The organism is Halococcus sp. PRR34 (assembly GCF_028617175.1).
Lineage (GTDB): Archaea > Halobacteriota > Halobacteria > Halobacteriales > Halococcaceae > Halococcus > Halococcus salifodinae.
In genome coordinates this window covers 449,841-471,597 of sequence record NZ_JAQJDA010000001.1, presented here as the reverse complement: position 1 = coordinate 471,597, position 21,757 = coordinate 449,841, and the positions used below count along the sequence as shown (strand labels likewise).

The window sequence follows — 21,757 nt, the reverse complement described above, 5'->3', positions numbered from 1 at the left end:
TCTCTACGCCGTCTGCTCCTTTCTCGGTCGCTGTAAATGGGCCCTGTCGGATTCGAACCAACGACCACTCGGTGTCTCATGTCATCCGAGGGTCGCACTGAGACGGCGGTGCATACCTTCAGATGTCAGTATGAGCCGAGCGCTCTTACCACTGAGCTAAGGGCCCTTGATTGGTTTCTTCCTGTGTCTGGCCCTTTAGCTTACCGAATGTGCTTTCGGCGATCCACGATCGGATAAAAATGGTAAAATCACTCCGCTCGCCACGTTGCGCGCCGAAAGAAGCGCCGTCGTCAGATTCCGGCGGGATCTGACGGGCCGTGAGATTTCGCAGAAATCTCACGCCGTCGTGAAAACTCGATGAGTTTTCACGGGTCGTAAAATCGCGGAGCGATTTTACACCGTCGCGAGACTACGTCTCGCGGGCCGTGAATTTCCGAAGAAAATTCACGCCGCCGCCAGGGCTCGAACGCCGAAAGACGGTCGGCCTCACTTCGTTCGGCCGCTGCGACTTTCGAGCCCGACCCCTGTCGGGTTGCGCTTTCACGGCGCGCTGGTGACTCGCTCCGCTCGTCACGTTGCGCGCCGAAAAGACGCCGCCGCCAGGGCTCGAACCTGGGACAACCTGGGTAACAACCAGGTGCTCTACCAACTGAGCTACGGCGGCTCTACTCCATCCTAACGCGAGTTCGTTCATAGCCGTTTCGCTTTCGACCGACACGTTTTCGCCCGGCGGCGGGGAACCCTCGGTATGACCGACGACGCCCTCGACGCCGTTCTCACGCGGGTCCGCGATCGCGTCACTCCCGACGCCGAGGAACGCACCCGTCTCGACGAGGCCGTCGATCGGCTCACCGACGCCACTGAGCGCGCGGTCGCGGATCGCCCGGTCGAAGCGGACGTCGTCCACGTCGGCTCAACCGCTCGCGGCACGTGGCTGCCCGGCGACCGCGACATCGATCTGTTCGTCCGGTTCCCGCCTGATCTCCCGCGCGAGGAGCTCGAACGCCACGGGCTCGCGGTCGGCCACCGGGTCCTCCCCGACGGCCGCGAGGAATACGCCGAACACCCCTACGTCACGGGCACGTTCGACGGGTTCGCGGTCGATCTCGTCCCCTGCTTTCGGGTCGAGCGCGCGGCCGACGTCCGGTCGGCGGTCGATCGGACGCCCTTCCACACGCAGTATCTCGACGCCCGACTCGACGCAGGACTCGCCGCCGACGTCAGACTCGCCAAACGATTCCTCTCGGCAGTCGGTGTCTACGGCAGCGACCTCCGCACACGGGGGTTTTCGGGCTATCTCGTCGAACTCCTCACGCTCGAACACGGCGGATTCCGCCCGCTGATCGAGGCGGCCGCCGACTGGAACTCCCCTGTGCGGTTCGATCCCGCTGGCCACGGCGACGCCCACAGCGAGAGCTTCGATGATCCGCTCGTGGTGGTCGATCCCACTGACTCGGGACGCAACGTCGCGGCGGTGCTCTCGACTACCAATCTCGCCCGGTTCCAGCACTACGCCCGCGACCTCCTCGCCGACCCGCGCGAATCGGCGTTCGATTTCGACTCGCCGACACCGCTCTCGGCCGCAAAGGTCCGGACCGAACTCGAACGCCGCGGCACGATCCCGGTCGCCGTGCGGTTCGACGCGCCGGATCTCGTCGCCGACCAGCTCTACCCCCAACTCGAACGCTCCCGTCGCGGGGTAGTCGACGCGCTCGACCGTCGCGGGTTCGACTCGCTCCGCTCGGCCGCGTTCGCCGACGAGTCGGCCGTTCTGTTCGTCGAACTCGGGGTTGCCGAACGTCCAGCGATCGAGCGCCACGAGGGTCCCCCGGTGAGCGCGCGCGAGCACGCAACCACCTTCTACCAGAAGTACTCCGATACGGACTGCTACGGTCCGTTCATCGATGACGGACGATACGTGGTCGAGCGCGACCGCACGTTTCCCAGCCCCCGCGCGTTCCTCGAAAGCGACGCACTGTTCGACGTAGCGCTCGGCGCGGACATCGAACGCGCGCTCGCAGCCGATTACACGGTGCTCGTTGGGGACGAGACGGCTCGCTTGGCCGACGAGTTCGGAGTAGAGCTGGCGCGTTACTTCTCGCCGAGACCGTGAGCCGCCTGGACTTCGTCGATGACCGCACGTGCGCGATCGTCGGCCGAGCCCTCGGGTTCGACGGGATCGTACCCGCCGAACACCTCGTTCACCGTCGTGATACTTTCGGAGAGGGTGTCGAGACCGTAGCCGCCTTCGAGAACGAACCCGAAGCCCGCGTCGGACCGGGCCGCGAGATCGCGGAGTCGGGCGGCCAGCACGCCGTAGCCCTCGGTCGAGACGCTCATCCGTGAGATCGGGTCGTGTTCGTGGGCGTCGAAGCCCGCGCTCACGAGGAGGAGATCGGGATCGAAATCGTCGAGCAGCGGAGCGAGCACCTCGTCGACTGCGGCGACGTACGCCGGATCGCCCGCCCCGGAGGGGAAGGCGAGGTTCGCGGTCGTCCCCTCGCCGTCGCCCGTTCCGATCTCGCCGGCCTCGCCAGTGCCCGGGTAGAGCCCGCGCTCGTGGATCGAGGCGTAGAACACGTCGCCCCGATCCTCGAAGATATCTTGGGTTCCGTTGCCGTGGTGGACGTCCCAGTCGATGATTGCGACCCGCTCCGCGCGGCCGTCGTCGATCATCGCCTCGGCCGCGATGGCGGCGTTGTTGAGGAAACAAAAGCCCATCGCGTCGTCGGCGACCGCGTGGTGGCCCGGCGGCCGCCCGAGAGCGAACGGCGTCTCGCGCTCGCTCGCACCGTCGAGGGCGGCCTCGGCGGCCCACACCGCCTGGCCCGCGCTCCGGAGTGCGGCGTCCCACGTCGCCTCGACAGCGACGGTGTCGGGATCCCACTGGCCGCCGCCCGACGCGCAGAACTCGCGGAACTTCTGTACATAATCGGGGTCGTGGGCCGCTCGTGCGGCGGACTCGTCGATCGGATCGGCCTCGACGTACTCGACACCGTGGCGTTTCGCGAGCGCCCGGCGGATGGCGCGGAGCCGATCGGGACTCTCGGGGTGGCGCGAGCCAGGGTCGTGTTCGAGACACTCCGCGGAGTAGCCGAATCTCATTCGTTGTGGTAGTACGGCGCGAGTTCGAAGTACGTCTCGACGTCGGCGACCGTGATCGTGCGCCGGCCGGCGTGGCGCGCGAGCACCGCCGCGGCCGTCGCGACCCGGCCGGCGTAGCGTTCGAGCCGGCCGGCGAGGGCGACACGGGCGTCGCGGGCGACCCGGTAGCGGTCGTCGATGTCGAGGCGAGCGATACGGTCGACCGGCGCGACCGGGAGTTCGAGTTCCCCGGACTCGGCGGCGTCAGTCTCGAAGTCAGCGGCCTGGAGAGTCTTGCGGTCGTCGTCGGTCGCGCGCTGGGCGGCGTCTGCCGCGAGGCGCGCGCCGCGCTCCTGGATGCGTTCGGCGAGCTCCTCGGTGGCCTCACTGCTCACCCGCAGCGAGCCGGCGTGCCGACGAATCACGGCATCGACCGGCGCGAACGGGAGCTCGACGCTCATAGCGCATACGGGGACTGTTCCGGTCTTAAGGGTTTCCGTGGGACGTCAGAACACCTCGTCCGCATCGAGCGTGCCGTCGGCCGTCCGTCCCCGAGCGGTGAGCTCCTCGCCGAGATGCACAGTCGAGGACGTCTCGACACGCATCGTCTCGCTGCCGTTGTCGAGCACCACCGGATCGCTCGCCTGCACGACCGTTCCGGTGAACTCGATCGGGCCGTCCTCCGTGTTGCTTCCGGCCCCGTTTTCGGCTGCCGCGTCCACTTCCGCTTCACGTTCGGTTTCGTGTCCGTCGCCCGTCGTCCCGTCCTCGCTGTCCGCACCATCGCCGGCGAACGCCCCGAGACCCGTCTCGTCGTCTGCGCCGGCCTCGTCGTCCTCGGTAGTCGAGGGCACCCCACCAGTGTCGAACGTCGTCACGCTCGTCTGCCAGCCCGCCGAGGCTTCGAGATCGTCCTGCCAGCCGTCCTGGATCTCGACGTCCGCGAACTGGACCTCGTCACCCGGTCCGAGATCACGGTCGGCCTTCTCGCCCCACAGCGCGACGCGGATGTCGCCGGTCTCGTCCTGGACGCGGATGTTTTTGACCTGGCCCTCCGAACCGTCGTCGCGGTCGAAGGTGCGTTTCGGATCGGTCGACCTGATGACGCCGCCGATGTCGACGGTCGTATCGATTTCGAGTCCCTCGATCGACGTGGTTTCGGGCGTGTACTCGACAGTCGTGTCGACCTCCGTGAGCCCGCCGCGATCGCCGACGTGGAGTTCGAGGTCGCCGTTGCGCTCGCGGACGTAGCCGTCGGTGAGTTCGATCGTCGTGCCGGCGGCGAGTTCCTCGACCCGTTCGGCCTGGTCGTCCCAGAGCGTCACTCGCGTCCGTCCCGTTTCGTCGCCGAGCGTGAGGTTCGCCACTCGTCCCTCCGAGCCGTCGTCGCGGTCGAACGTCCTGACGGTGTCGGTATCGAGGATCAATCCCGTGAGGTCGACGTCGGACTGACCGAGCGAGAGTCCGTCGATGGTGTCGGCGGCGTCGAGATCGACGTCGACTTCGACGTCGGCCGGCTCGACCCGATCCGCGCTGACCTCGATCCCGTTGTACCCTTCTCGCGGTCGGCCCGCAACCCTGAGCACCGCACCGGTTTCGAGCTCTTCGGCCGCGCCCGTTGCCTGTTCGTCCCAGAACGCGACCCTGATTCGCCCGGTTTCGTCGGCGACCTCGACGTTGATGACTTGGCCGTCCTCGTCCTCCTCGTCGCGCTCGAAGGTGCGGAGTTCGCCGACGCTCGTGACTTTCGCGACGAACTTCGCCTCCTCCATCCCCGGTTCGACGTCGGCGACGCCCTCGACTTCGCCGTCGGCGACCTCGTGGGCGATCAACATCGCGGCGGTCTCCTCGTCGGCGAGCCCCCCCATCTCCTCGACTTTCTCCTCGACGGCCTCCCGGAACTCCCCCTCGGGTACGTCGGCGTCGAGGTCCGCGTAGATCTCTGCTATCGCACCCATGTTCTACGCCAGTCCACGAGCGATGCGCGCTTAAACATTGTCGTCACGGCGTCGCACCGCCGTGGCCACCGATTCGCCTGACGGGATCGTCCATCCGCTCGTCGCTTTCGCGGTCGCCGACGAATCGGCCCGTTCGATACGGATCGTCGCGGATCATCGGAACTGCTCACGTCGTCCATGAGAACGTGAGTTACTCGCACAGCCATCTCGAAGACGATATCGACGAATCGATCGGTCCCGTAATCCGCCTTCGTGAGACAGACACAAACACCCTTACTGAGAATAATAAAATACCGACAAATACTGTAATATCATCCAATAACCAAATGATATTTATTTATCGAACTACGATAGGCTAAAGACGATGGAACGAACCCGACGGACGTTCATGAAACTGGCGGGAGTCACCGGTGGTCTGGTGCTGGGTGCCGGTCCCGTTGCGGCACAGGGGAGCGGCGACAACCAGCGGTTCATGATCGACCTCGAAGAGGTGTCTCGGTCGGAGATTCCCGAAAGCGTGGAGATCGTCCACGACCTCTCGGCGATCGACGTGCTGGCTGCCCGCGGCGACCCCGAGTCGGTCGGTGGCGACGCGGCGACCGTCCCCGACCTCGAGATGGTCAAACACGGGTCTGCCGCGGACAAGTCGCTTCAGGGCGATGTCGCGGCGGAGGCCGAGGGGGGGGGCCGGTGAAAGAATACGACGACGAGGACGAAGACGAGGAGGGGTCGGGGCTTCCCGAGCGCCGTCGGCTCCAGTGGGACAAGCGAGTACAGGACATCGAAGAAGTTCACGAAGTCACCGAGGGTGAGGGGTCACGGATCGCCATCATCGATTCCAGCGTGTACGCCGACCACCCGGATCTCGACGAAGTCGTCAATCGCGACCTCTCGAAGAACTTCACCAGCGACGGGAAGGGGTTCTTCGCCCCTGGTGGGGGCGACCACGGCACACACGTCGCCGGCATCGCCGCCGCGACGAACGACTTCGACGGCGGACGCGGCGGCGTGCTCGGCGTCGCTCCGGAGACTGACCTCCTCGCGCTTCGGGTGTTCTCGCCGACGGCCGAGAACAGCGGAGCCAACAGCGCTATCATCGCCGCGATCATGGACGCCGCCGACAAAGGCTGTGACGTGGCGAACATGAGCCTCGGTTTCCCAGAGATCTTCACCAACCCGCGCTTTTACGAGGGGTTGCTCCCGATCAAGGAGATGTTCGACCGAGCCGTCGCGTACGCCAACGAGCGGGGAACGGTGGTCGTCAACTCCGCCGGCAACGATGGAGACGATCCCGGTCTCGACGGAACCGACCTCGACCCCAAGCGGGTACTCGGTATCCCGACTGAGGCCGAGGGCATGTTCGTCGTTTCGGCGACGGGACCGATCGGCTTCCTCTGGGACGACGAGCCGCGGACCGGCGAGGGCGATGATGAAGAGGAGGACGACGAGGACGACGGAGAGTACGAGGGGCTCCCGCCGCTCCGGCAGCCGACCACGCAGCCGGCGAAGTACACCTTTTACGGCGGCAGCGTCATCGACGTGAGCGCCGGCGGCGGCAACTTCGATCCCGAGGCGTCTACGGAGTTCGGCGACGGCGATGCGGACAAACCCAAGTATTTCTACGACCTCGTGCTTTCGACGGTCTTCAGCCAACAGAACGGCGAAGTCTCCGCCGAGTACGGCTTCAAGGCTGGAACCTCGATGGCGGCCCCGCAGGTCGCGGGTGCGGTCGCACTCGCCAGATCGCTGCGACCCGATCTCAGCGTCAGCGAGGTCGAGGACGCCATCCGGAACACCGCGAGCGACATCGGTGAACCCGACTTCCGTGGCGACGGCCATCTCGACCTCACTGCGCTGGTTGCCAGGCTGTCGGACGACGACGAAGACGATGACGGCGAAGAAGAGGACGACGGGGAGAGGGAAGACGACGAAGAGGAAGAAGAAGAAGAAGAAGAAGAAGAAGAAGACGAAAAGGAAGAAGAAGATGACTGAAAGCGGCTAACGACGCGGTCTCTTTCGTTCGTCACAAACCCCCCGATCAGAATGAGACGGCGAGTGCGCGTTCGTTCGGTCTCTCGCTCGGACGGTCAACTGCCGGGTTCGGCGGTGGTGACTGTCTCCTCGCCGCCAGCGCCGCGGTGGATCACCGTCACCGACGTCGGCTGGCTCTCCACGGTGACGGTCGCGCGATAGCTGATCCCGACGAGCGCCTGCGTACACATCGTGCCGGCGTCCGCGGCGCGCTCGGTGGCGACCACGACTTGGAGTGTCCCGTCGTCGGTCCGCACTGCATCGAGGACGGCCGTCTGACACCCGTTCCCACCGGTGATCGTTCCGGCCACGACGATCCGCGAGCCCCCGCTCTCGACGGTCACGCTCGCCTCGTTGCCCGGTTCGCCTCCTGTCTCGCGCACCGTGAACGATCGGTCGGCCGCCGAGTCGCCCGTCGCCGTGCCGTTGGTCGCTGTCCCGTTCGTCGGCCCATCCGTGGTCGTTCCGTCCATCGTCGTTCCCTCTGGCGTCTTGGTGCGGGCTGCGGTGGTTTTCGTGGCCTCACCGCCGGTCGTCGTCCCCGTCGATTCGGCGGTCGTCGTGGCCGTTTCGGTCGCGGTGGTGGTCGATTCGGCCGTGTCCGTGGCGTCGGCTTCGGTCGTCTCGGTCGTTGTGGCGGCTCCATCGGTGGGTTCGGCAGTCGAGCCGTTCTCGCCCCCGCTGTTGCCGAGACAGCCAGTGCTCACGATGGCGGCAGTCGCCACGAGGACTTCACGACGGTTCATGTTGGCACGTCACCGGGCGAAAACATGTGTCTTGTGGCGGCTCGCCGACGCGGCAACCGTAACGGGTTTAACCCGAACTGGTGTAGAGGGGAGTGAGTCCTGGTTGGGTAGTGGACTATCCTACTGGCCTGCGGAGCCGGTGACCGGAGTTCAAATCTCCGCCAGGACGTTCACTCGCTTCGCTCGTTCACGTCCTGGCGTGCCCTGCGCTCACTGCGTTCGCGCAGGACTCCGCCAGGACGTCAATTTCACATAATGTGGTGTGCTGTTGGCCTGCCACCCACTCAGCATATTTGCTCTTATCGTCGCCGTAAGACTCGTTACGTACGTTGACGACGCCGTTTCGACACACTGTGAAGCCGAAAGACTCCCTGCGTGCGCGCTTCTCGACCAAAGTTTCATTGCCGTCGCTGTCGTTTGATTGCATGGCTTTCTGCCACCATGAGAAAGCCACGTTCGGGCGCTGCAACGCCCGGACGCTTCTGTTATCGTGACTTTCTCATATATAGATATATTAAGCGCGGATATAAACCTTCCCCTGAGACTATTGGTAGCGGCAAAATACGATTGACTAATCCGTCGATCTGCGAGATATGAGGGTCTTCTAAGTCCTAGAGTAAGACCACCAACACCTTCTTATGTTCTTAGCAACAATTGATAATTGCCTCTCAATGAAAACAGTAAGAGGCTGGCTAGCAGAGAATGAATTCCGCAAGTTCTACAGGCGATAGTGGCAACTCCAAGCCGCTAACCGACAGTACGGATACTACTGAGGGAGGGTATCCGCGAGGCATTGTTACGAAGTTCGAGCCCAGCAACTCGAACCATAGGGGGTTCCTTCCAGATTGCTCGAACCTGGAATACTTGATGACGACTCGCGAGCGAGCGAAGTGGCTTGCACGTCGTCCAGAGGTATTCAACGAAACATTTCGGCCCGACCAGAAGCTCATCGTCACTACCACTCAGGAGGACAAGTATCTCGTCGATCTGGAAGTCGAAGAAGAACTCGAGCAAATCGAAGAAGTCCGCCCTGACTACTACATCCCCCACGACAGGTGGGTATACAGGTCGATGACCGCTGACGAGCAAATCGAGCAGATCGATGAGTGCATGAACGGCCTGTTGGAGATCTACGAACACCTCAATGAGATCGCCAGCAGCACCCAAATCATCCCACTTGCAAAGGGATACAAACGGTGGCATTTCAAACGATGTTTGCGGACGTTCGAGAAGATCGACACTGGGTACTGTGCGTTCGACGTCACTCAATATCCTGGCTACCGCAGTATGGTCAGACACGCCACACGTCTTGTCGACGTGATAGACCCTAGCGGAGTTCTACTCATTGGGCGGCTCGCTCCCGATCATCTTCGGAGGCTTCCCCCTCGCGTCGTCGCAGCTGCAGGTAAGAGCAACTGGATCCGTGCGTGCAGAACTGAGTCGGGGGCATTCTCTCACGAAGAATTCGCTGCATGGGAGCCCAGCCCCAGAACAGCACTTCTCAAACCAACGACGCTCGATCACTTCACACAGTCGAGCGATCAAGAGGTCGACATTCATGGGTAACACATACGGCACACGACCAGAACGGGATGAAGACGAGGACAGCGCCGAAGAAACAACTGGAACCGATTCACGACAGCAGACACTCTCGGGGGGCGGGGCAGCCGAGGTTGACCAGGGGCTAAAATTCGGCGACATCGTCCACGACATCGATGACTCGGACCCCGATGATTTGGTCGTCGTGAATCTCCCCGACGCGACCGCATCGGAATGGGATCTCCCCGGTACAGGAGAAACTCTCGCTAAGCGAGACGACCACTATCCGCCGAACGACGACGTGGTCATCGTCGTCGAGCGTGATGTGCTCGATGATTACATGCCGAGTTGGCCTGATAGGGAAGAGGAGATACCCCTCTCAAAGCTCAACGGTGATGGAGTAGATTACGAGGTGTATCCCTCTCGCCGCCTGAAGCTGGCCGAGAAAAAGTAGTCAGCGGACTCGGCCAGCAGCGATTGGCCAACAGCCAGTGACGCGCGTCTTTATCAATCCTGATCACGTCGAATCGTACTGTGAGCAGGGGAGCACGTCCTATCCGGGTTTCTCACGCGGTGCGCCCCCGGCGCACCCGTGGAGTAACACTACTGGCCTGCGGAGCCGGTGACCGGAGTTCAAATCTCCGACAGGAGATTTGAGCAGACAAGTCGCAACCTGCGAGCAAAGCGAGCAGGTCCGTCTTGGCGAGTTCAAATCTCCGCCAGGACGTTCACTCGCTTCGCTCGTTCACGACCTGGCGTGCCCCACGCTCGCTGGCGCTCGCGTGGGACTCCGCCAGGACTTCCGCATCGAAAACCGGTGAGCGGTCGCTCAGTCTGCGATTTCTGCGCCGAGCGCGTTCGCCTTGAGCGCGGTGATGGATTCCTCGGCGTCCTCGCGCGACTCGTAGCCCGTCGGGCTGACCGCGAGCGTCTCGTCGTCGTGGGTCAGCCGCCAGCGCCAGCTCCCGCCGTCGTCCTCGTAGAGATCGAACGTCGCCGACGTTCCCGACAGCGAGATTTCGACGGTCGTATCGCGCGGACCAGGGATTTCGACCGTTCGGGGCGTTTCGGCCGCCCCGTCAGCATCCGCGATCCCGAGCGACGATCCCGACCGTCGCTCGCGGAGGTCCCCGATGCGCTCGCGCAACTGCCGGCCGTACTTGGTGGCGGTGTCGACGCCGCGTTCGAGACCGCGCTCGACGTCGCCCGATTCGACGAACGGTGTCCCGCGATCGAGGACGTTCTCGCCGTTGCGCGAGAGCGCGATCTCGTAGCCCCGCCATACGACCCCTTCGCTGGCGTCGCTCATTCCCTCGACTCCGTCGTGGCCGTACTCGAACGCGACCAGCGCCTTTTCGAGCGCCCCCTCGTCGGTGCTGTACGCGACTCTGAGGGTGGCGTTCGGCCGGACAGTCAGCGTGTAGTCGTGATCGTGCTCGCTCATGGGATCACCGTTGATCGTCCGCTCTCATAAACCTCCATCCGGCGATTGCAACTCCTCTCCCCTCCCCTCCCCATCCTCCTCCCTCTCCGCCACGGACAGATTCATCCACGTCGGCACCCGAATTCGACACGATGAGCGACGATCCATCTCCTGTCACGGCAACACGACCCGACAGCCCCTTCCACACCACCGGCACCGATCACGTCACCGTCTGGGGCAGCAACGAAGCCGACACGCTCGCGTTCTACCGCGATCTCTTCGGAATGTCCCTCGTGTTGCGCCAGCCCAACCTCGACGACCCTTCCCAAACACACCTCTTTTTCGACACCGGCGACGGCCGCATCATCACCTTCTTCGTGAGCGACGACCGCGAGTCGAACCCTCAGCCCCAGCGCAGCGGCGTCGGTGGGGTCCATCACCTCTCCTTCGGCGTCGATCCCGACCGTTTCGACGAGGTGATGGCAGCACTCGACGACGACGGCCGCGGCTACAACGTCTTCGACCGCGGGGTCTTCCACTCGCTGTACACCCGCGACAACAACGGCCTCGTGATCGAACTCGCCACCGACAAGTACGAGATCCCCGACGATCGTCGGGGTGAGGTGCTCGCGACCGCCCAGCGTATCCGTGAGGACGAGGGTGCCGATTACGCCGAGGAAGAACATCTCGCGGCCGCGCTCGAAGAACTCGACCTCCCCGCCGAACCCCACGACCTCCCGGACGCGGCGAGCGGCGTCGGTGGCGTCGAGTAACCCGGTCGCTCGTTTTGGCTGACGACCGTCAGTTACAGCGGACGCCCGCTCACTCCGGGTCGCGTCGCTCGTACAGCACGAGCCCGACCATCGACATGACGGTCTCGTCGTCCTGATTCTCGGTCGTCGTCTCGCTCCGAACCAGTCCGAGACGATCGCTCCACGACTCGGTGTCGAGCACCTCCGTCCGCACCGAGAGCGTGTCGCCCGGTCGCACCGGGTTCGGCCAGCGAAGCTCGTCGACCCCGACCGCACCTGTCGCGGCCGACCCCTCGAAGACGTTCGTGACGAGTAGTTCCATCGTCATCGCCGCGGTGTGCCACCCGCTCGCGATCAACCCGCCGAACATGGACTCCCCGGCCGCTGTTGCGTCGGTGTGGAACGGCTGTGGATCGTAGCGCCCGGCGAACTCGACGATCTCCTCGCGGGTCACGTCGCGGCTGCCGAACTCACGTGTCTCGCCGACGGCAACGTCCTCGAAGCACTCGCGCGCCATGTCCCGAACTGTCGGCCGGCGGCTATAGCTGTTCCCCACACCCCCGTTCGACGCCAGAACTCCCATCCGGCGAACGGAGACGGCGCGTGACGGTGCGTGCTCTCGCCGGCAGCATGTCTATCCGTGTGCGGGTCGGTGATGAGCGTATGCCAGGAGACGACCCGTCCACGGACTGGTTCGAAGACGTGACTGCCACCGAGGACGGTCTCGATCCCGACACACTCCCGTCCCGCGAGCGTGCGGCGCTGAAACGCTCCCGAGCGATGGCCACACTTCTCGACGAGGCGATCCCGATCCCCGGGATCGGCTACCGGGTCGGCATCGATCCGATCCTGAGCATCGCTCCGGTCTCGGGCGATATCGCTGGCGCGGCGCTTTCCTCACACATCGTCGTCGAGGCCACACGCCTCGGGGTACCGCCGAAGACGCTCGTCCGGATGATCGGCAACGTCGCCCTCGACACGATCGGTGGGCTGATTCCGGTCGCCGGAACGCTCCTCGATGCGGTCTGGAAAGCCAACAAGCGCAACGTCGCGCTGCTCGAATCCCACCTCGAAAACCGTACCGACGTGCCCATCGAGTGAGCGGGCAACCCCCGCAGCGTGGGCACACCCGGAACGCGTTTCGGCTCACGAACCGAACGGCAGGTATGGACGCTCATCTCCAGGCCGGTATCGCGATCTACAACGCCGGTCGCTTCCACGCCGCCCACGACGCGTGGGAAGACCGCTGGCTCGCTCTCGATGCGGGCGAGGACGAACGCTTTCTGCATGGATTGATCCAGTTCACTGCGGCAGTCCATCACGCGACTGAGCACAACTGGACGGGCGCGTGTGGCCTCGCCGAAAGCGCCCGCGAGTATCTCGCCGACCTCCCCGAAGACTACCGCGGCGTGAACGTCGACGAGGTCCGAGAGTATCTCGCCGTTCTCGGCACTGATCCCGAATCGATCGAACGCGCACCGCCGCTCTCGCTGACCCACGAGGGCCGCCAACTCGTCCTCGATGACCTCGACTTCGAAGCGAGTGCAGTCGCTGCGGAGGTCCTCGCCGAAGAGGGCGACTCCGACCACGCGACCGTCGAGTGCGCCGTCGAATACGCCCGCGAGGATGTCGCTGCCGGCAACGAGACCAGTCCGTTCGTGACGCTCGTGATGGACTTCGTCCGTGATCCCAACAACCGAGGAATCGTCCTCCAGCGCCTCACTGAACACACTGAACGCCGAGCCGCCCGCGACCGCGACGTTGATGGGCTGTTCGAGGAGCGGTAAAAAGTCACGAAGGTTATTTGTCGTTCAAAAATACTATTAGTGTGTCATCCGTGCTCGTGATATGGCCGATCACCCTTCACCACGCTCGACTACTCGACAGCAGTGCCACGAACGCATCGAGCACTACACGCCGGACGGTGCTTCCGGTCGGCTTCTCGTCGCAGTACCGTCCGGCTCCGTCGGTGTGTACTCGCTCGTCTGGTCGGTCGCTGGTCTCATCACGTCGAGTGCTTTCTGGGCTCCGTTCCTGCTGGCAGGGGTTAGTCTCGGGCTCGTTGTTTTCTCCCTCATGATGATCTGGCCGGTCTATCTCTCGCTCATCGGGAACGTCGAGTCGCCAGAAGCGTACTCCCAGCCTGATGCGACGCCACCATCCGAAGAGAACCACGACGACTCCATTGCTGTCGCGAAACGCCAGTATGCGGCCGGGAACATCTCCGAGATGGAGTTCGAACGGCGGGTTGAGACCATTCTGGATACCGACGCGAGAATGCGTCCGGAGTCGGGAACGACGAACTACCGGGACGATACCGATGTCGTCAGAGAAACGAACTGAGTACCACTGCAAGGGAGACGGGCGAGGGCGAGTGAGTCAGTATCTTGCCGAGTTGTCCTGGGGATCGTAGCCGAGCACTTCGCGGGCGCGCTCGATCGAGTAGTACTTCCGGTCGTTGTCGGAGATGCCGTAGACGATCTCGTAGTCGTAGTCGGCTTCGAGACACCGCTCGAAGAGGTGGGCACAGTCCCGATAGGAGAGCCACATCGCTTGCCCGCGCTCGTAATCGATCGGCGGGTGATCCTCGGTCAGGTTCCCGACGCGGACACAGACCGTGTTCATCCCCGTTTCGTCGTGGTAGTACCGACACAGCGTCTCGCCGGCGACCTTGCCGACGCCGTAGAGATTGCTCGGTCGCGGTAGCTCGGTGCCGTCGAGTCGGAACTCGTCGCTCGTACGATACAGCTCTGGTGTGCGCTCGTCGGTCTCGTACGCGCCGACTGCGTGGTTCGAGGACGCGAAGACGAACTTCCCGACGCCGGCGTCGGCGGCCGCCGCGACAACGGTCTGGGTCCCGTCGATGTTGTTCGCGAGCACGCTGTCCCACGGCGCTTCCGGCCGCGGATCGCCGGCGAGATGGATGACTGCATCCATCCCGTCGACTGCCTCGCGAACGGCCTCCTCGTCGGTGACGTCCGCGACGACGTACTCGTGGTCGGGCTCGCCCGTCGGTGGCTCGCGGTCGAGCAGCCGCCAGTCGTACTCCTCACCGAGCCGGCGCAGGATCGCCTCGCCGACGCGCCCCGACGCGCCGGTAAGTAACACTCTCGAATCCCGTGGCCTCTCCGCCATTCAGCCGGGAGTCGGGAACCCGCCGGTAAGTAACGTGCGGTTCACCCCGCGGCGGAAACAGTCGAAGAACAGCGACCCACTGGAATCCGTTTCGGCGCGCTACGCCAGCCGGGCGAACGCGAGCGTCCCGCTGATGTTCTCGATGTAGGCGTCGACCACGTCGCCCTCCTGTGCGCCGGGCACGAAGATGGTGTACTTGCCCTTTTCGGCGACGCCATCGCCTTTCCGGCCCGTACCCGTTATCTTGACCTCGTAGGTTCGGCCCTCCTCGACGTCGGGCTGCTGGCTGGACTGCTGGGAGCCCGTGTTCTTCGCGACCGGGCGGAAGGCCCCACACGCCTCACACCGGAGCATTCGGGTCCGTCCTTCCATTTCGAGGCGTGTGTCCGGGAGGCCACACTCCGAACAGGTCACGAACTCCTCGATGTAGCCGTCGATGGCCGTGCCGAAATCGTCGCTGGAGAACGATCCGTTGTACCGCGCGCGATCGTCGCCGAACTGGCCGTTCGTCCCGAGTTCGCGCTGGATCACCCGGTGGAGGTGTTCGGGCTCGCGCGAGAGCGCGTCGGCGACCCGTCCCAGATTCACGAGCCGCGTGAATGCGCCGTCCTTCTGGGCCTCCGCGTCGGGCACGTCGAGCCGCGAATCACCGGTGTCGAGATCGGGGACCGAGTCCATCGCTCGGTCGAGACTGGCTTCGTAATCCATGACTGATACGAGGATCTCACTCCCTAAATGGATTCCGTGAGAGAACGCGCCAGGGACGTTCGCCGCCGTTTGACACCGAGAACGGTGGACGGTAGGCGGTCGGCGGTAGGCGGTGGCGCGCGGGAGCACGCCGGAGGCGTGCGACTCGTGCGAGGGATGAGTGAGCGACCATAGGGAGCGAAAGAATCGGTTGGGGAGGGTGTGGCCTGCGGTTCTCATTTGTGTCGGAATTTGTTCGAATGAACTCATCCGACTGACAGTGTATTTGTCTACCCAGCATGAACCCCTACTTGATGACCGCCAACTCCGAAGCAAGTTCGCCCCCACCGACCGACGCCCAGACCGCCTGCTTCGAGGCGGGGATCAAGTTCGGCACGCTGTATCACCAGTTCGCCGGCACGCCGGTCAGTCCCGAAAGCGCGGCCAGTCTGGAGCGCGCGATCGAGGACGCGATCGAAAACCAGCCGTACTGCGAATCGGTCTCGGTCACGATCCTCGTCGACGAACTCGACGCCGCCATCGATCACGGCTACACCGAACTCACGGGCCGGTTCATGGAAGTCGAACTCGTCGTGGAGTACGAAGGAAACGAGATCACCGCACGAATGGCGATGGAGGAAGGGTATCCCCGGATGCGGGTCACATCGGTCGAGGCGCTGGACTGACCACGCCGGGTCAGCCGTCGGACGAGGCACTTCCCGTTTCGTCGAGACGCTCCTCGTACTTCGCGAGCGATTCGTCGAGAGCGTCTCCAGCATCGATGTCGAGCGATTCCGCCACGGCGAGCAACGAGAACAGGGCGTCGCCGATCTCGTCGGTCTCGACGTCGAGATCGTTCGGTTTCGTTCCCCAGTCGGTCGATTTTGTCGCGTCGGCCGCGATCTCGCCGACCTCGGCAGCCAGATCGAGAACCCGAAACGCCGGCTCGCCCTGCAGATCGTACTCCTCGACGAACGCCGCGACGCGCTGTTGTTCGTCCATTCGTGTCGATCGCTCCCGGCTGGAAAGTAAGCGTTGTGACGTCCGACGACTCCGACCCGATCGGAACGATACCGAAAACGGGTCGCGAACGGCGAAATCGGTTGTTTTCACTTTCACTTTCGGGCGCGGGTTTAAACCACGTGCTGACGAACCACACGGGTATGAGCCAGTCGACGTTCGAGGACGACGATCTGTTCGACGAGGCTGCAGCGGACGTCCGGAGCGATGTCGAGGCCGACCTCGCGGCGGCGCGCGACGCGCTCCCCGCGTCCGACGCGATCTGGATGGTCGAGGCCGACAACACCCTCGGGGTGCTCAACGCGCTCGGCCAGGCGCTCGACACCGGCGACGCCGCCGAACGCCTCCGCGACGCAAAGAAGTGGTACGCGATGGGCGAGCGCGCCGACGCGTTCGACGACGCCGACGACCTCGCCGACCAGATCGAGGAACTCGAAGCCGTACTGGAGGACGTCGAGACCGCCCACGACCACGCGAACGAGCTTTCGAGTACGGTCCCCGAACTTCGGGGGGCGCTCGACGACGCCAGCGAGGCTGCGGATGCGGACGACGCAGACGGCACGGACGACGCAGACGGCGCAGGTGAGAGCGGCGATGCGGACGACGCCGACGCGACTGACGCCTCCAGCGAGACGGATGAAACTGGAGAGGCCGCCGAGTAGTCACTTCCTCGCCGGTCGGCTCACGTCCCGTTCCTCGATGGCTTCCAGCAGTGTCACGAGTGCCGTCGTTGCGTCCTCTAGCAGTTCCTCGCCACGTTCCGCGCTTTCCTCTCCGGGGTCGCCGACCGCGCCGCTGTCGGTGAACTCTGCCGCATCGAACGCGAGGTTCGTCCCCGAGACCCACTCGCCCCACGTCTCGCTCGCTCCGTCCTGTGCCTCCTTGATGCGATCCTCGCGGACGAGGTCAGGGTGGATGGCCCGCAGGAGCGCGGTCTCGATCGGTCCCCCGTGGCCCATCTCGGACAGGCTCGCAGCGGCCTCGAACCACGTGAACAGGACGGCGTAGGCCGCGTCGTGGCGAGTGATCGTCCCACAGACCTCTCTGAGAGCACCGACGTTGCCGCCGTGGCCGTTGACGAGCACGACCCGATCCCAGCCGTGCGAGGCGAGGCTCGCGACGGTCTCGCGGACGTACTCCCGGAGGGTATCGGGTGTGACCCAGAGCGTCCCGGCGAACTGACGGTGCTCCTCGGCGATCCCCACTGGAATGGTGGGTGCGACGACCACTTCGGTGTCGCGGGTTTCCTCGTAGCGCTCCGCGCCCGCCGCCGCGACCGCACGCGCGGTGAGGCGGTCGGTGCCGAGCGGGGCGTGGGGACCGTGCTGTTCGGTGCTGCCGACGGGGAGGAGCGCGAGGTCGGTCTCGGCGGCGTCGGCGTCGGTCCACGTCGCCTCGGTGAGATCCATATCGGGGTGAACGCCGCCGGAGGCTTATACTGCCGGAGAGCCCCCTCCAGAGTCGACTGCGATGCTCGTCACTGTCCACCGAGTCGTCGTCATCGGCTGGTGAAGTCGGCTCTCCGACAGTAAAGCAGGCACAACTCCTTTGCCGTCGCTGTGCGTCGATCCGCTGCACCATGACCGACGAAGACGACGCCAGAGAGCACGGTATCGAGTTCGGCGACGTCGAGGACGAGCTCGAATCCATGAACTACCCTGTCGACAACGAAACGGTGATCGAACGCCACGGTGACGCGGAGATCGGTCTGCCCGATGGGAGCACCTCCCTCGAAGAAATCCTCGAACCCCTCCAGGACGAAGACCAGACCTATCAGAACACCGACGAAGTCACGACGATGGTCAAGAACATGGTCGACGCCGACGCCGTCGGTCGTGAGGGCTACTCCGATCGAGGCCCTTCGACGGAACCCGATCGCAACGGCGACGACGCGGAGTCGCTCTAACCCGGCCCCGCGTCAGTCGTCGCCGGCTTCGGCCTCGGTCTGTGCCTGACGCTGGGTCGCGCGCTCGATGAACTCCTGTGGCAGCTCGTCGATCTCGCCGGCCTGGACCGCCCAGAGATTCGCGTACAGCCCGTCTTCGTCGATGAGGGCGTCGTGGCTGCCCCGCTCGTGCACCTGGCCGTCCTCGAGAACCACGATCTGATCGGCGTCCTTGATACTCGACAGCCGGTGGGCGATCGCGAACGTGGTGCGGTCGGCGGTCAGCCGATCGAGACTGCGCTGGATCAGCATCTCGGTTTCGGTGTCGACGTCGCTCGTCGCCTCGTCGAGCACCAGGATCTCGGGATCCTTGAGGATCGCACGCGCGATGGTGATGCGCTGGCGTTGGCCGCCCGAGAGCTTCACGCCGCGTTCGCCGGCCATCGTGTCGTACCCGTCCGGAAGGTTCTGGATGAACTCGTGGGCCTCGGCGGCCTTCGCGGCCTCGACGATCTCCTCGTCGGTCGCGTCGAAGGAGCCGTACGCGATGTTCTCCTTCACCGTGCCGTAGAACAGGTAGGAGTTCTGGCTGACGTAGCCGATCGACTTCCGAAGGCTCGACAGCGTCACGCTGTCGATGTCCTGGCCGTCGATCCGGATCTCGCCCTCGTCGACGTCGTACATCCTGAGCAGGAGCTTCAGGACGGTGGACTTGCCGGCACCCGTGGGGCCGACGAGCGCCACAGTGTCGCCGCCCGACACGTCGAAGGAGATGTTCTCCACCGTGGAGCCGGTCTCGCCACGCTCGCTCTCGTAGCCGAAGCTCACGTCGTCGTACTCGACGTGCCCCTCGGAGACAGTGAGATTCCCGGCGTCGGGGTCTTGGTCCAGCCGGCTCGGCTCGTCCATCAACCCGAAGATGCGCTCTGCGGAGGCGCGGGCGCGCTGGTACATGTTGATGATCTGTCCGAACTGCGCCATCGGCCAGATGAACCGTTGGGTGTAGAGGATGAACGCGACGAACAGGCCCGGCGAGAGGCTGCCGGTGAACGGGCCGAACGGACCGTTGAGGACCCAGAACCCGCCGACGACGAACGTGGCGACGAAGCCGATGCCCGCGATGACTCGGAGCGTGGGGAAGAACTTGATCCGGAGATCGATCGCACCCCACTGGGCGTCGTAGTAGCTCTGTGAGACGTCATCGACGCGGTCTGACTCGTAGCCCTCGGTGTTCGTCGATTTGATGACCTGGATCCCGCCGAGGTTGTTCTCCAGACGAGAGTTCATCTCCCCGACGGTCGAGCGGACCTCGGCGTATTTGGGCTGGATCTTCTTGACGAAGTAGTAGGTGAACCCGGCGATCAGCGGAACCGGCAACAGCGCGATGATGGCGAGTTGCCAGTTGGTGACGAACATGATCACCGAGATGCCAACCACCATCGCTGCGAGCCGGAACACCGAGTTCATCCCACCGTTCAGGAACTGCTCTAACCTGTTGACGTCGTTCGAGAGCACCGACATCATCTCGCCGGTCTGCTTGTCGGCGAAGAAGTCCATGTTCAGGCGCTGCATCTTGTCGTACGTGTCCGTCCGGACCTGGTGCTGGATGTTCTGGGAGAAGGCGTTCCATCCCCAGTTCCGGCCGTAGTGAAAGCCCGCGCCGCCGAAGAAGGCAAACGCGATCAGTCCACCGAGCAGCCAGAACTGGCCGGTTCGGGTCGTGGGCAGCCACCCCTGTGGGACGAACGCCAGCCCGAACGGTTTTTGCTGATAAAACACCGAATCGATGGCGATCCCGAGCAACAGCGGTGGCAGCAGGTCAAGAATCCGAGCGACGAGACTCGTCAGTGTCCCGACTGCAAACGAAAACGTATTTTCGCGGCCGTAGACCGCAAACAACCGCCGCATCGCGTTCTCCGTTCCCTCCCGTTGATCTTCGAAAGGATCGTCGTCCTCAGTAGAAATACCCATTACTACACTGCAAGCCGACACGTGCCTAAAAGCGTTCGTAACCCTGAGAAAATACCCCATAGTTACGGCGCAGAGCTCGGTTCGTGGCCGCCACGAACCCGGTTCCTATCGTCGATCCGATCGGTCGATGTCGACCCGATGACCGACGTGGATTCCGTGGCTGGCCATCCACCCGCGCGGCACTTCGAGGATGTACTGTGCCTGGCCGGTACGCTGGATGTTCTCGCCGTTCTCGTTCGGCCCCGGTGCGGGCGCGCTCTCGATCGCGTTGATCCGGCCGTCGGCCCCGATGAAGACGATGTCGAGCGGGAAATCCATCTCCCGCATCACGTAGGTGTGTTCGGCCGGCTCCTCGTAGGTGAACAGCATGCCGGAGCCGTTCGCGAGCGACGTGGTGTTCGACAGTCCGGTGTACTTCTGCTGGTAGGTGTCGGCGATCCGGACGTCGACGGTGCCGAGAACCTGACTACAGTTGTTGGTGATCGTCACCTCCGTGCGCTCGTAATCGCCGTTGTCGGGCGCACCCATGAACGCCCCCGGCGGCGGGACGACTCCGGCCGCGACTGCCGCGGTGAGCACCAGCGCGAGCACCGCGATCACGCCGACGACGTTGAGAGCGCGCTGGAGCGTCATACTTCGATCGTGGGTCGGGGACGGCCTAAGCGTTCCGACAGAGAGAAAGGGTTATTCGCGCCGCACCGATTGGTCGGATGCGGGGCTCGTGGTCTAGGTGGTTATGACGCGGCCTTTACAAGGCCGAGGTCGGTGGTTCGAATCCGCCCGAGCCCATACTGGACCGCGGCGAACGGACGTGGGCCGCGCGTCCGTATCACGCGAGGGCGATTCGAACCCCGGCAGTCGCAGCGCGCACAGCGACCGCAGGGAGCGAGCACGACCGTCTGGCTCCGGTTCGAATCCGCCCGAGCCCATGAGTTCCTGCAAGCGACAGCGAGCAGCGGTCAGCGCCGCATGAACTCCGAAAGCCGATCGGTGAGGCCGCCACCGCCGAGTTTGAGGTAGTACGCCGCACCGCCGTCCTCGTAGTAGTTTTCGATATGGCGTTTGATCTCGAAGCCGATGTGTTCGTAGAAATCGATGGCGACCTCGTTGGTCGCGCGGGCGTGACAGGTCACGGAGTCGTGTTCGTCGGCGACGGTCGCCATGAGTTTGCGACCGAACCCTTCGCCGCGGTGGGCGGGATCGACCGCGAGAAAGAGCACGTAACCGTCGCGGCGAACGGCAGCAAACCCGATGAGATCGTCCGCCTCCGAGTCGTGTTCGCTGCCGTGGACGCCCGCGAACAGGAGATGGACGGTCGCGCGACGATAGGCGTTGGCGAAAAAGCCGTGGCGTTGTTTGAGTACGGCGTCCTCGCGACGAATGCGCTCTTTCAGCTCCCACGCGGCGTCGACGTGCTCGTCGCTGCCCGCCTCAACGACACGTTTCGTGACATCGACGCTCACTGCAGACCGGTAGCGGGCGCATCGATATAATTCCACCGCCCGTGCATGCACAACGCTTTCGCG

Annotated in this window: 25 protein-coding genes and 4 tRNA genes; 14 read left to right on the top strand and 15 right to left on the bottom strand. The window is 64.2% G+C overall.

The window, feature by feature from the left end:
* Positions 1-37: 37 nt before the first annotated feature.
* Both PHA81_RS02475 and PHA81_RS02470 read right to left on the bottom strand, forming a co-directional pair.
* Positions 38-166 (bottom strand) — tRNA-Ile (locus PHA81_RS02475).
* 425 nt (positions 167-591) lie between these two features.
* A tRNA-Asn gene (locus PHA81_RS02470) sits at positions 592-664 on the bottom strand.
* An 84-nt stretch (positions 665-748) separates the two neighbouring features.
* Here PHA81_RS02470 and cca point away from each other — a divergent pair.
* Positions 749-2,113 (top strand): CCA tRNA nucleotidyltransferase, encoded by a 1,365-nt coding sequence (cca, locus tag PHA81_RS02465; protein ID WP_005045529.1) that lies wholly within the window; start codon positions 749-751, stop codon positions 2,111-2,113.
* On the opposite strand, the gene PHA81_RS02460 is transcribed toward cca, so the two are convergent.
* From PHA81_RS02460 to PHA81_RS02450, 3 genes are read right to left on the bottom strand one after another with little or no spacing between them, the layout of a single operon-like run.
* A complete protein-coding gene (locus tag PHA81_RS02460; protein WP_005045531.1) occupies positions 2,092-3,105 on the bottom strand; it encodes a histone deacetylase in 1,014 nt (337 codons plus the stop codon). The two genes, cca and PHA81_RS02460, sit on opposite strands and share 22 nt — an antisense overlap.
* Positions 3,102-3,545: a histone-like protein gene (locus PHA81_RS02455; protein WP_005045532.1), complete on the bottom strand. Its 444-nt coding sequence runs from the start codon at positions 3,543-3,545 to the stop codon at positions 3,102-3,104. The genes PHA81_RS02460 and PHA81_RS02455 overlap by 4 nt, the downstream gene beginning before the upstream one ends.
* Before the next feature lie 45 nt (positions 3,546-3,590).
* A complete protein-coding gene (locus tag PHA81_RS02450; protein ID WP_005045534.1) occupies positions 3,591-5,042 on the bottom strand; it encodes a single-stranded DNA binding protein in 1,452 nt (483 codons plus the stop codon).
* Between the two features lie 364 nt (positions 5,043-5,406).
* Here PHA81_RS02450 and PHA81_RS02445 point away from each other — a divergent pair, with 364 nt between their 5' ends.
* Both PHA81_RS02445 and PHA81_RS02440 read left to right on the top strand, forming a co-directional pair.
* Positions 5,407-5,736 carry a twin-arginine translocation signal domain-containing protein gene (locus tag PHA81_RS02445; RefSeq protein WP_273834964.1) on the top strand — a complete coding sequence of 110 codons (330 nt, stop codon included), beginning with the start codon at positions 5,407-5,409 and terminating at the stop codon, positions 5,734-5,736.
* Positions 5,733-7,034, top strand: a complete 1,302-nt coding sequence (locus PHA81_RS02440; protein ID WP_005045536.1) for a S8 family serine peptidase — start codon at positions 5,733-5,735, stop codon at positions 7,032-7,034. The genes PHA81_RS02445 and PHA81_RS02440 overlap by 4 nt, the downstream gene beginning before the upstream one ends.
* 95 nt (positions 7,035-7,129) lie before the next feature.
* On the opposite strand, the gene PHA81_RS02435 is transcribed toward PHA81_RS02440, so the two are convergent.
* The gene (locus PHA81_RS02435; RefSeq protein ID WP_005045537.1) at positions 7,130-7,819 is read right to left on the bottom strand and encodes a hypothetical protein; all 690 of its coding nucleotides are present in this window, start codon (positions 7,817-7,819) and stop codon (positions 7,130-7,132) included.
* A 96-nt stretch (positions 7,820-7,915) separates the two neighbouring features.
* Here PHA81_RS02435 and PHA81_RS02430 point away from each other — a divergent pair.
* From PHA81_RS02430 to PHA81_RS02420, 3 genes are all read left to right on the top strand, one after another.
* Positions 7,916-7,988: transfer RNA gene (locus PHA81_RS02430), tRNA-Arg, on the top strand.
* A 698-nt stretch (positions 7,989-8,686) separates the two neighbouring features.
* Positions 8,687-9,385 (top strand): hypothetical protein, encoded by a 699-nt coding sequence (locus PHA81_RS02425; RefSeq protein WP_005045539.1) that lies wholly within the window; start codon positions 8,687-8,689, stop codon positions 9,383-9,385.
* The gene (locus PHA81_RS02420; protein WP_005045541.1) at positions 9,378-9,812 is read left to right on the top strand and encodes a hypothetical protein; all 435 of its coding nucleotides are present in this window, start codon (positions 9,378-9,380) and stop codon (positions 9,810-9,812) included. Before PHA81_RS02425 ends, PHA81_RS02420 begins: the two co-directional genes overlap by 8 nt.
* 375 nt (positions 9,813-10,187) lie before the next feature.
* Here PHA81_RS02420 and PHA81_RS02415 read toward each other — a convergent pair whose 3' ends face one another.
* The gene (locus PHA81_RS02415; protein WP_005045542.1) at positions 10,188-10,802 is read right to left on the bottom strand and encodes a YegP family protein; all 615 of its coding nucleotides are present in this window, start codon (positions 10,800-10,802) and stop codon (positions 10,188-10,190) included.
* 131 nt (positions 10,803-10,933) lie between these two features.
* Between PHA81_RS02415 and PHA81_RS02410 the strand changes: the two genes are divergently transcribed.
* Entirely contained in the window at positions 10,934-11,554 is a 621-nt protein-coding gene (locus PHA81_RS02410) for a VOC family protein (protein WP_005045543.1), read from the top strand.
* Between the two features lie 49 nt (positions 11,555-11,603).
* On the opposite strand, the gene PHA81_RS02405 is transcribed toward PHA81_RS02410, so the two are convergent.
* On the bottom strand, positions 11,604-12,050 hold the full coding sequence (locus PHA81_RS02405; RefSeq protein WP_005045545.1) for a MaoC family dehydratase: 447 nt from the start codon (positions 12,048-12,050) through the stop codon (positions 11,604-11,606).
* A gap of 146 nt (positions 12,051-12,196) precedes the next feature.
* Between PHA81_RS02405 and PHA81_RS02400 the strand changes: the two genes are divergently transcribed.
* From PHA81_RS02400 to PHA81_RS02390, 3 genes are all read left to right on the top strand, one after another.
* Positions 12,197-12,634 (top strand): DUF4112 domain-containing protein, encoded by a 438-nt coding sequence (locus PHA81_RS02400; RefSeq protein ID WP_005045546.1) that lies wholly within the window; start codon positions 12,197-12,199, stop codon positions 12,632-12,634.
* A 65-nt stretch (positions 12,635-12,699) separates the two neighbouring features.
* The gene (locus tag PHA81_RS02395) at positions 12,700-13,320 is read left to right on the top strand and encodes a DUF309 domain-containing protein (protein WP_005045547.1); all 621 of its coding nucleotides are present in this window, start codon (positions 12,700-12,702) and stop codon (positions 13,318-13,320) included.
* Positions 13,321-13,381: 61 nt separating this feature from the next.
* Entirely contained in the window at positions 13,382-13,876 is a 495-nt protein-coding gene (locus PHA81_RS02390; protein WP_005045548.1) for a hypothetical protein, read from the top strand.
* 36 nt (positions 13,877-13,912) lie between these two features.
* Here PHA81_RS02390 and azf read toward each other — a convergent pair whose 3' ends face one another.
* Both azf and PHA81_RS02380 read right to left on the bottom strand, forming a co-directional pair.
* Complete coding sequence (gene azf, locus PHA81_RS02385) at positions 13,913-14,668, bottom strand: NAD-dependent glucose-6-phosphate dehydrogenase Azf (RefSeq protein WP_049910363.1); 756 nt, start codon at positions 14,666-14,668, stop codon at positions 13,913-13,915.
* Positions 14,669-14,767: 99 nt separating this feature from the next.
* Positions 14,768-15,376: a translation initiation factor IF-2 subunit beta gene (locus PHA81_RS02380; protein WP_005045550.1), complete on the bottom strand. Its 609-nt coding sequence runs from the start codon at positions 15,374-15,376 to the stop codon at positions 14,768-14,770.
* A 293-nt stretch (positions 15,377-15,669) separates the two neighbouring features.
* Here PHA81_RS02380 and PHA81_RS02375 point away from each other — a divergent pair, with 293 nt between their 5' ends.
* A complete protein-coding gene (locus PHA81_RS02375) occupies positions 15,670-16,041 on the top strand; it encodes a dihydroneopterin aldolase family protein (protein ID WP_049910370.1) in 372 nt (123 codons plus the stop codon).
* A gap of 10 nt (positions 16,042-16,051) precedes the next feature.
* Here PHA81_RS02375 and PHA81_RS02370 read toward each other — a convergent pair whose 3' ends face one another.
* Positions 16,052-16,357, bottom strand: coding sequence for a MazG nucleotide pyrophosphohydrolase domain-containing protein (locus PHA81_RS02370; protein ID WP_005045553.1), 306 nt, complete (start codon positions 16,355-16,357; stop codon positions 16,052-16,054).
* A gap of 161 nt (positions 16,358-16,518) precedes the next feature.
* Between PHA81_RS02370 and PHA81_RS02365 the strand changes: the two genes are divergently transcribed.
* Positions 16,519-17,037 carry a DUF5790 family protein gene (locus PHA81_RS02365; RefSeq protein WP_049910371.1) on the top strand — a complete coding sequence of 173 codons (519 nt, stop codon included), beginning with the start codon at positions 16,519-16,521 and terminating at the stop codon, positions 17,035-17,037.
* On the opposite strand, the gene PHA81_RS02360 is transcribed toward PHA81_RS02365, so the two are convergent.
* Positions 17,038-17,784: a creatininase family protein gene (locus PHA81_RS02360; RefSeq protein WP_273834949.1), complete on the bottom strand. Its 747-nt coding sequence runs from the start codon at positions 17,782-17,784 to the stop codon at positions 17,038-17,040. It lies immediately after the preceding gene.
* 170 nt (positions 17,785-17,954) lie between these two features.
* On the opposite strand from PHA81_RS02360, the gene PHA81_RS02355 reads away from it, so the two are divergent.
* Positions 17,955-18,281 (top strand): DUF5789 family protein, encoded by a 327-nt coding sequence (locus PHA81_RS02355; RefSeq protein WP_005045558.1) that lies wholly within the window; start codon positions 17,955-17,957, stop codon positions 18,279-18,281.
* 12 nt (positions 18,282-18,293) lie between these two features.
* Here the strand turns inward: PHA81_RS02355 and PHA81_RS02350 are convergent, their stop codons facing one another.
* The gene (locus PHA81_RS02350) at positions 18,294-20,231 is read right to left on the bottom strand and encodes an ABC transporter ATP-binding protein (RefSeq protein WP_005045559.1); all 1,938 of its coding nucleotides are present in this window, start codon (positions 20,229-20,231) and stop codon (positions 18,294-18,296) included.
* A 105-nt stretch (positions 20,232-20,336) separates the two neighbouring features.
* Positions 20,337-20,864, bottom strand: a complete 528-nt coding sequence (locus tag PHA81_RS02345; protein ID WP_273834948.1) for a DUF192 domain-containing protein — start codon at positions 20,862-20,864, stop codon at positions 20,337-20,339.
* A gap of 82 nt (positions 20,865-20,946) precedes the next feature.
* On the opposite strand from PHA81_RS02345, the gene PHA81_RS02340 reads away from it, so the two are divergent.
* Positions 20,947-21,020 (top strand) — tRNA-Val (locus PHA81_RS02340).
* A gap of 170 nt (positions 21,021-21,190) precedes the next feature.
* On the opposite strand, the gene PHA81_RS02335 is transcribed toward PHA81_RS02340, so the two are convergent.
* Positions 21,191-21,694 carry an N-acetyltransferase gene (locus PHA81_RS02335; RefSeq protein ID WP_005045561.1) on the bottom strand — a complete coding sequence of 168 codons (504 nt, stop codon included), beginning with the start codon at positions 21,692-21,694 and terminating at the stop codon, positions 21,191-21,193.
* Positions 21,695-21,757 lie beyond the last annotated feature (63 nt).

What these genes read in the sequence shown, in the direction of transcription:
- PHA81_RS02405 (WP_005045545.1), bottom strand. Translation starts at nt 12,050, where the DNA reads ATGGCGCGCGAGTGCTTCGAGGACGTTGCCGTCGGCGAGACACGTGAG.
- azf (WP_049910363.1), bottom strand. Translation starts at nt 14,668, where the DNA reads ATGGCGGAGAGGCCACGGGATTCGAGAGTGTTACTTACCGGCGCGTCG.
- PHA81_RS02365 (WP_049910371.1), top strand. Translation starts at nt 16,519, where the DNA reads ATGAGCCAGTCGACGTTCGAGGACGACGATCTGTTCGACGAGGCTGCA.
- PHA81_RS02455 (WP_005045532.1), bottom strand. Translation starts at nt 3,545, where the DNA reads ATGAGCGTCGAGCTCCCGTTCGCGCCGGTCGATGCCGTGATTCGTCGG.
- PHA81_RS02350 (WP_005045559.1), bottom strand. Translation starts at nt 20,231, where the DNA reads ATGGGTATTTCTACTGAGGACGACGATCCTTTCGAAGATCAACGGGAG.
- cca (WP_005045529.1), top strand. Translation starts at nt 749, where the DNA reads ATGACCGACGACGCCCTCGACGCCGTTCTCACGCGGGTCCGCGATCGC.
- PHA81_RS02450 (WP_005045534.1), bottom strand. Translation starts at nt 5,042, where the DNA reads ATGGGTGCGATAGCAGAGATCTACGCGGACCTCGACGCCGACGTACCC.
- PHA81_RS02425 (WP_005045539.1), top strand. Translation starts at nt 8,687, where the DNA reads ATGACGACTCGCGAGCGAGCGAAGTGGCTTGCACGTCGTCCAGAGGTA.
- PHA81_RS02360 (WP_273834949.1), bottom strand. Translation starts at nt 17,784, where the DNA reads ATGGATCTCACCGAGGCGACGTGGACCGACGCCGACGCCGCCGAGACC.
- PHA81_RS02370 (WP_005045553.1), bottom strand. Translation starts at nt 16,357, where the DNA reads ATGGACGAACAACAGCGCGTCGCGGCGTTCGTCGAGGAGTACGATCTG.
- PHA81_RS02355 (WP_005045558.1), top strand. Translation starts at nt 17,955, where the DNA reads ATGACCGACGAAGACGACGCCAGAGAGCACGGTATCGAGTTCGGCGAC.
- PHA81_RS02380 (WP_005045550.1), bottom strand. Translation starts at nt 15,376, where the DNA reads ATGGATTACGAAGCCAGTCTCGACCGAGCGATGGACTCGGTCCCCGAT.
- PHA81_RS02390 (WP_005045548.1), top strand. Translation starts at nt 13,382, where the DNA reads ATGGCCGATCACCCTTCACCACGCTCGACTACTCGACAGCAGTGCCAC.
- PHA81_RS02395 (WP_005045547.1), top strand. Translation starts at nt 12,700, where the DNA reads ATGGACGCTCATCTCCAGGCCGGTATCGCGATCTACAACGCCGGTCGC.
- PHA81_RS02345 (WP_273834948.1), bottom strand. Translation starts at nt 20,864, where the DNA reads ATGACGCTCCAGCGCGCTCTCAACGTCGTCGGCGTGATCGCGGTGCTC.
- PHA81_RS02415 (WP_005045542.1), bottom strand. Translation starts at nt 10,802, where the DNA reads ATGAGCGAGCACGATCACGACTACACGCTGACTGTCCGGCCGAACGCC.
- PHA81_RS02445 (WP_273834964.1), top strand. Translation starts at nt 5,407, where the DNA reads ATGGAACGAACCCGACGGACGTTCATGAAACTGGCGGGAGTCACCGGT.
- PHA81_RS02410 (WP_005045543.1), top strand. Translation starts at nt 10,934, where the DNA reads ATGAGCGACGATCCATCTCCTGTCACGGCAACACGACCCGACAGCCCC.
- PHA81_RS02435 (WP_005045537.1), bottom strand. Translation starts at nt 7,819, where the DNA reads ATGAACCGTCGTGAAGTCCTCGTGGCGACTGCCGCCATCGTGAGCACT.
- PHA81_RS02460 (WP_005045531.1), bottom strand. Translation starts at nt 3,105, where the DNA reads ATGAGATTCGGCTACTCCGCGGAGTGTCTCGAACACGACCCTGGCTCG.
- PHA81_RS02420 (WP_005045541.1), top strand. Translation starts at nt 9,378, where the DNA reads ATGGGTAACACATACGGCACACGACCAGAACGGGATGAAGACGAGGAC.
- PHA81_RS02375 (WP_049910370.1), top strand. Translation starts at nt 15,670, where the DNA reads ATGACCGCCAACTCCGAAGCAAGTTCGCCCCCACCGACCGACGCCCAG.
- PHA81_RS02400 (WP_005045546.1), top strand. Translation starts at nt 12,197, where the DNA reads ATGCCAGGAGACGACCCGTCCACGGACTGGTTCGAAGACGTGACTGCC.